The sequence below is a fragment of the Arachnia sp. genome (genome assembly GCF_057238465.1).
Genome location: NZ_DBHHFZ010000023.1, coordinates 1 through 7,054 on the forward strand (window position 1 = coordinate 1; position 7,054 = coordinate 7,054).

4 protein-coding genes are annotated in these 7,054 nt (G+C 67.0%); 2 read left to right on the plus strand and 2 right to left on the minus strand.

Going from position 1 to position 7,054, the window contains the following annotated elements; all coding sequences use genetic code 11:
- Window positions 1-64 precede the first annotated feature (64 nt).
- A complete protein-coding gene (locus ACO6D6_RS15340) occupies window positions 65-1,720 on the minus strand; it encodes an ATP-binding protein (RefSeq protein WP_484786107.1) in 1,656 nt (551 codons plus the stop codon).
- 160 nt (window positions 1,721-1,880) lie between these two features.
- Between ACO6D6_RS15340 and ACO6D6_RS15345 the strand changes: the two genes are divergently transcribed.
- Window positions 1,881-2,789 (plus strand): ATP-grasp domain-containing protein, encoded by a 909-nt coding sequence (locus tag ACO6D6_RS15345; RefSeq protein ID WP_484786108.1) that lies wholly within the window; start codon window positions 1,881-1,883, stop codon window positions 2,787-2,789.
- Between the two features lie 43 nt (window positions 2,790-2,832).
- Entirely contained in the window at window positions 2,833-4,995 is a 2,163-nt protein-coding gene (locus ACO6D6_RS15350) for a RecQ family ATP-dependent DNA helicase (RefSeq protein ID WP_484786109.1), read from the plus strand.
- Window positions 4,996-5,566: 571 nt separating this feature from the next.
- Here ACO6D6_RS15350 and ACO6D6_RS15355 read toward each other — a convergent pair.
- Window positions 5,567-6,484, minus strand: coding sequence for a type IV toxin-antitoxin system AbiEi family antitoxin domain-containing protein (locus ACO6D6_RS15355; RefSeq protein WP_484786110.1), 918 nt, complete (start codon window positions 6,482-6,484; stop codon window positions 5,567-5,569).
- Window positions 6,485-7,054: the final 570 nt, after the last annotated feature.

Here is a 7,054-nt window from a genome sequence, read left to right on the forward strand (position 1 = left end):
GGAGGGCTGCACCGCCTACGAGGAAGAACTCCTCGAGGATCTGCTCTCCGACCTGGGTTCGTGATCACCGGGCCGCTTCCCGGAGCAGCATCGCGGCGATTCGCGCCGATAGCGTGAAGTCCCGGTCGTCAATTCTCAGGTCGGCCAACGGCACCCCGCCCCGTTCGAGGTACGTGGACATCGAGTCCTCCCAGTGGGGAGGAAACCCGGGAAGAAGATCGGGTGGGACAAGGGGTATCGCGATGACGTCGGTTTCGGGGGCGCGGGCGGTGCGTGCGGATGCGAAGAGCAACCGGGGAGAGCCAGGCATGTCCTCCCCGGTGAGGAACCGGTATGCCTCTTCCGCCTCCGCGATGAACCGGTTCGGTAGTCCAGCCAGATAGGCATCATCCTTCGTGCTCAGGATCGCTTCGTGCGCCTTCTTGGGAACCAAGGCATGGGGCTGGGAGGTTCCGGGCCACGCATCGGGGGAGCGCAGCAGGGCCAGGGGTAGCGCCCAGATGTTCTCCTTGATCTGGTGGAGTTCGGAACCGAGATGGATCACGAACCCGCGATGCAGTCCGTTGCGCGCCGCGAACGCGGCCAACCCCTTGATGTCCCGCAGCCCCAAGGAGCTACTGGCCTTCACCTCGAGACCGACGTTTCGGCCTTGCGAGTCCGTGAGTACGACGTCCACCTCGGCCTGCGTGGACGCGTCGCGCCAGAAACCGATGCTGGGCCGTGTCCTGCTCCATGTGCTGTCAGCCGCCACCTGTTGCCACACCCAGGATTCCAGGACCTGCCCGAACAGCTCCGGATGAAGTGCGGGATTCCTCCCGCACCGGGTCAGGGATTCGACCGCCAGTGCAGTGTCAGTGGCGTGAATCTTCGGGTGGGATCGCGTTGCCGATGAGGCCCCGGCGCGAAAATTGGGCAGTTGTGCGATCAGGAAACGGCGTTCCAGAATGTTCAGGTAGCGTTCGACGGTTCGACGGTCGAGCGCCAGTTCCTCACCCAGCCGGTTGACCTTCAGCAGCCCTCCGGGCAGCCGCAGGAAGGCGTCGAGAACTCTTCCCGCGCGCAGAACGTCGAAGTTCTCATTGGGTAGGAGCCGATCCCCGAGCAAAGCCAACACGTCGGCATGGACGAGGGAGGCCAGTTCATCCGCGGGACGGGGCGGGGTGTTCAGGACCAGCGTCGGTGTCCCGCCCGTGGCAAGAACGGATGCGACTTCTTTACGATCGCAGGGTTGGGTTTCGTGAGGGTCGAGGGGAGCGTCGAAGAGCCGGTCCACCAGCGAAGGAGCAGGATTTTCGGGACTCGCCAGCTCGAATCCCGTGAAGGGATGCAGCCGCTGGCGGGCGATACGACCGGCCAGCGGATCCGAGCCTCCGAAGGAACCCCGGCCGAGCGCTGCGGAACCCGTCAGGAGGAAGTGATGATCCGGACCGAGGCCATCGACGAAGCGTTTCAGGGCGAGCGGGAGTTCGGGGGCCAGCTGTGCTTCGTCGATGATCGCGGGCCTAGGGAGCGATCTCAGCCAACCATTGGTGTCGGTGAGGGCGAGTTCCCGGGTGAGGGGATCCAGGAGAGTCTGGTACGAGGAATAGCGTTTCTCGGCCTGGAGATGGCGTACGAGGCGGGTCTTCCCGATGGCTCGTCTTCCTTCCAGAACGATGATCTGATGAGGACTTCCCTGGCGCCAGACGGCTTCGAGCCCCCGGGACCGGTAACGACTCATGTCAGGAATTGTACATTCGATGTACAAAAAATGTGACACCGGGTGTACAAGATTTGGTTCAAGGTTCATCGATCCTGAGGAATCGGGGTGGCGCGGTCGTGTGGGGTGCCTGCCGGATAGCATCTGGTGGTGGGTGTACTGCCCCTGAAGAAGGAGTTTCATGAAACGAGTCGCGCTGATAAGCACCGACCTGCAGGCCCTGAAGGACGAGGAACACCTCGACACCGGGCCCCTCAACGACGCCCTGAAAGCCAGTGGAGTGGACTCCGAGATCGCCGTCTGGCACGAGCCCAGGGACTGGTCGGTCTACGACGCAGCCATCTTCCGTTCCCCCTGGGATTACGCGGAGCGCACGGAGGAGTTCATGGACTGGCTGGGACGCGCCGAGACCCGGGTGCGTTTGATCAACAGCCCCGACCTGATCCGGTGGAACCTGGACAAGCGTTACCTGCGGGAACTCGCCGAACACGGGGTCGAGGTCGTACCCACGACCTTCTGCGAGAACCTCGGACAGTGCCGAGAGGCGCTGGCGAGGCACGGCGGCGGGAACGTCGTGGTCAAACCGAACATCTCCCTCGGATCACAGAACACCGGGTTGTTCGCCGCCACCGACCCCGCGGCCCTGGAACTGTGCGGACACATCCTGGAGGTCGGCAAGGTGGTGCTCGTGCAGCCCGCAATCGATGCCATCCAGGACAATGCCGAACACGGCCTGCTGTTCTTCAACGCGCACCACTCACACACCATCCAGAAGTGCGCGATCCTCAAACACGGGGGCGGTTACCTCGGCGGCAGGTACACCGAGGACATCCGGCCGGTCGCCCCTACCGGCGACGAGGTGGAGCTCGGGAACAGGGCCTTGAAGGCGATCGCCGCGATCGCGGAGGCCAAGGGCTGGGGTGAGGACGCCAGCACCCCGCTGTACGCGCGCATCGACGTGGTGACCCCGCCGGGAAGCCATCCGCTGCTCTTGGAGGCGGAGCTTTTCGAACCGGCCATGTTCGTCGATCTCGCCGATGGAGCCCTCGGTCGCTTCGTCGCCGCCATCCACGAGAAACTCCGGGCCTGACCGTCCCCGCGAAAATGTCGGTGGCCCGTGGCAGGCTTCGTGCATGGAGCAGAACCGGGCCACCGAACAGGCCGGAACACGTCCCCTGGCCTGCGAATTGCTGCGGAAACTCACAGGAAGTGAGGATGCGGTCTTCCACGACGGGCAGTACGAGGCCATTGAGGCCCTCGTCGTCCATCACCGGCGGGCCTTGGTGGTGCAGCGCACCGGCTGGGGAAAATCGGCGGTCTACTTCATAGCCGCGCTGCTGCAACGCCGGGCGGGCGCCGGTCCCGCGCTGATCGTCTCCCCGCTGCTGGCGTTGATGCGCAACCAGGTGGAGGCCGCCGAGCGCGCCGGGGTGCGGGCCGCCACCATCAACTCATCGAACGTCACCGACTGGGAGGAGATCGCCGAGGCCCTCGAACAGGACCTCCTCGACGTCCTCCTGGTCTCCCCGGAACGCCTGGTCAACCCCCGTTTCCGGGACACCCAGCTGCCTCATCTGCTCGCGCGGGCGGGCCTCGTGGTGATTGACGAGGCCCATTGCATCAGCGACTGGGGCCACGACTTCCGTCCCGACTACCGGCGGATCCGTTCCCTGATCCAGGAGCTGCCGGACCGGGTCCCGGTGCTGGCCACCACCGCGACGGCCAACCAGCGGGTGGTCACCGACGTCGCCGAGCAGCTGGCCGTCGGCGGGCACGAGGTGTTCACGCTGCGGGGGTCCCTGGCGCGCGACTCCCTGCGGCTCGGGGTGCTGGAGCTGGGTTCGTCGGCGCGGCGGCTGGCGTGGCTGGTTGAGCATCTCGGTTCGCTGCCCGGCAGCGGCATCGTCTACTGCCTGACCGTCGCGAACGCCGAGGACACCGCGGCGGCTCTGGCAGCCGCCGGGCATCGGGTCCTGCCGTACACGGGTCGCACGGACCTGCCCGAGCGAGTCGCGGCCGAGCAAGCCCTGCTCGCCAACGAGGTGAAGGCCCTGGTGGCCACCTCGGCGCTGGGGATGGGATTCGACAAACCCGATCTCGGGTTCGTGGTCCACCTCGGCGCCCCGAGCTCCCCGGTGACCTATTACCAGCAGGTGGGACGCGCGGGACGCGCCACCGAGTCCGCCGACGTGTTGCTGCTCCCGGGTGGTGAGGACCAGGAGATCTGGCGGTACTTCGCCACCAACGCCATGCCCACCCGGCAGCGGGCCGAATCGGTGCTGGAGGCCCTGGCGGCCTCGGACGTGCCGTTGAGCGTGCCCGCCCTGGAGTCGCGGGTGGAGCTGCGTCGCGGTGCCCTGGAGCTGCTGTTGAAGGTGTTGGCGGTCGACGGCGCCGTGGAGAACCGGGCCGGGGGATGGGTGGCGACCGGCGTGGACTGGAGCTACGACGAGAAACGCTACTCGCGCATCGCCGCCGCGCGGGTCGCGGAGCAGCGGGCCATGCTCGAATACGAGAACCTCGGGCACGGCCGGTGCCGGATGGAGTTCCTGACGGCGGCGCTGGATGATCCGCACGCGAGGCCCTGCGGGCGCTGCGACACCTGTACCCGGCCGTGGTACCCCACCGGGGTGACGGCCGAGGCGCAGGTCGCGGCGCAGTCGGTGCTGGAGCGGGTGGGGGTGGTCCTCGAACCGCGCACCCTGTGGCCGCCCGGGCTGGATCGTTTCACCGGTTCCATGGGTGGTGAGGTCGTCAAGGGCCGGATTCCGCTGGCGGAACGCGTCGAACCCGGCCGCGTCGTGGCCCGCCTGACCGACCTCGGCCACGGCAACGCGTTGCGTGAGCTGTTCGCACCCGATGCCGACGGCAACCCGGTCGATGCCGAGGTGCCACCGCAGCTGGCCGGGGCGTGCCTCCAGGTGCTCCGCGAGTGGGACTGGGACGAGCGTCCAGCCGCCGTCGCCTGGGTTCCCGGTCTGTCGCGTCCCCGGTTGGTCGCCGCCCTGGGGGAGGGGTTGGCCAGGGCGGGTCGGCTCCGGGTGCTCGGGCCCCTCGGGCTGGCGCCCGGCGCCGCCCCGCTGCCCAGGGCGAACAGCACGTTCCGGGTGCGGGACCTGTGGACCCGGTTCCACGTCACCCCGCAACAGGAGGCGGTGCTGCCCGGCCTGTCCGGACCGGTACTGCTCGTCGACGACCTGGTCGATTCACGCTGGACCATGACGGTCGCGGGGCGTCTCCTGAAACGGGCCGGGGCGAGGGCGGTCCTGCCCTTCGCCCTCGCCGCCACGGGGTGATCCGGAGGTCGCGCGGCTGAACCGTCACAAGGGTGCCCAGCCCGACCCTCGGCCGACCCTCGGATTGGGTTCGCTTGCCTTCCGGCGGGAGGGCTGGTGTGAGGCGGGAGCTGGGGTGGTTCGCTTGCCTTCCGGTCGTGTGCTTGCGCTGTAGCGCTGGCGTTCGACGGTAGGGCAGGCGTTTGGCGGGAGGGCCAGCGTTCGGCAGGAAGGCCAGCGGACGGCGGTAGGGCTGGTGTGAGGTGGGTGCTGGGGTGGTTCGCTTGCTTTCCGGTCGTGTGCTTGCGCTGTAGCGCTGGCGTTCGACGGTAGGGCAGGCGGATGGCGGTAGGGCTGGCGTCCGTCGGGAAGGCTGGCGTCCGTCGGGAGATCCTGCGGAGGCTGGGGGCGATGGTTCGCTTGCCTTCCGGTCGTGTGCTTGCGCTGTAGCGCTGGCGTTCGACGGTAGGGCAAGCGTTTGGCGGGAGGGCAAGCGTTCGGCGGGAAGGCCAGCGGACGGCGGTAGGGCTGGCGTCCGTCGGGAAGGCAAGTGAACAGATCGTGCATGCCTAGAGGCCGGATCATCCTTTGATCAGACAGCGATGGCGTTGGCGTTGTGGATCGCCTCACGGAGTAGAGTCCCCAGTCTTGCCGGGTCACAGGCCGTGTTCCAGTCCCAGCGCACCAGCCACCAGCCGGTCGCCTGCCGGATCCGTTCCTCCCGCTGTTTCTCGGCCAGGATGACCTCGATTGGGTCGTGTCCCGCGGGCAGGAGATCGTCGTACTTGATACGACCATCCACCTCGCCTGCCAGTCCGAGATCGGGCCATGCGAAGTCGAGACGGGCAACGAACTCCCCATTGCGATCGAACACCTCGTGTTGGAGGACCGGGCTCGGTATCCCCGCACGGGCCATGTGGACGCGACTGATTGACTCGGCGGGTGACTCGCTCCTGCCATCGGCAAAGGCCAGGACCCTGCGAGCTCGGGTGGTGCCGCGCAGCGCGGGATGTAGGTCGAGTGGGATTTCCAGGTCCGCGAAGTCAAGTCCTTGGCGCAGGGCCGCATCAGCAGCCGCCACCGCCCACTCGAAAGGGGCCGTCCGGGCCAGGTCACATACCGTCCGGGCCTGCGTAGTCACCGGGATGTGCCCGGCAAGCGTGATCTCGGAATCCGTGATGGCGGTGTGCCGAGCTCGGAGTTTTCTCGACTGGCAACCATGACCCGGGGTGCGCCGGATCGTCGTCACCTGTTCCAGATCGGGACGTCTGACGGGAAACCCGTGAAGAAGAGCAGCGCTGGTATGGCTTATGACGCTCTCGGGAGCCAGATTGGGGAGGGTGGCGGCCAGTAGCCGCAGGTGCGCGGCCTCCGGGACAGTTTCTCCGGAAATGATGTAGTGCCCGCGACGGACACGGACCAAGCTGCCCCGAGCGACGCGGTTACGGATCTCGCGATCTGTGAGGCCAAGGGTGAGGAGCTCCTGAGTGCTCCAAGCAATCTTTTCCATACCCCCACTATTGGTGACGCAGTACCCGGAAAAACACTTGATCGCATAGCTGTGGAAAACCGCGCAGTAAGGGAACGAGTCCATTCCCCAGCACCCACTGGGTTCGCTTGCCTTCCGGTCGTGTGCTTGCGCTGTAGCGCTGGCGTTCGACGGTAGGGCAGGCGTTTGGCGGGAGGGCAAGCGGATGGCGGGTGGGCTGGCGTTCGTAGGGAGGGCAAGCGGATGGCGGGTGGGCAAGCGTTTGGCGGGTGGGCAAGCGTTTGGCGGGTGGGCTGGTGTGAGGTGGGTGCTGGGGTGGTTCGCTTGCTTTCCGGTCGTGTGCTTGCGCTGTAGCGCTGGCGTTCGACGGTAGGGCTGGCGTTCGACGGGAGGGCTGGCGTTCGACGGGAGGGCCAGCGTTCGGCAGGAAGGCCAGCGTTCGGCAGGAAGGCCAGCGTTCGGCAGGAAGGCCAGCGGACGGCAGGAAGGCCAGCGGACGGCGGTAGGGCTGGTGTGAGGTGGGTGCTGGGGTGGTTCGCTTGCTTTCCGGTCGTGTGCTTGCGCTGTAGCGCTGGCGTTCGACGGTAGGGC

Bases quoted from the DNA above. Each gene is read 5' to 3' on its own strand.
- ACO6D6_RS15340 (WP_484786107.1), bottom strand. From the start codon at position 1,720: ATGAGTCGTTACCGGTCCCGGGGGCTCGAAGCCGTCTGGCGCCAGGGA.
- ACO6D6_RS15345 (WP_484786108.1), top strand. From the start codon at position 1,881: ATGAAACGAGTCGCGCTGATAAGCACCGACCTGCAGGCCCTGAAGGAC.
- ACO6D6_RS15350 (WP_484786109.1), top strand. From the start codon at position 2,833: ATGGAGCAGAACCGGGCCACCGAACAGGCCGGAACACGTCCCCTGGCC.
- ACO6D6_RS15355 (WP_484786110.1), bottom strand. From the start codon at position 6,484: ATGGAAAAGATTGCTTGGAGCACTCAGGAGCTCCTCACCCTTGGCCTC.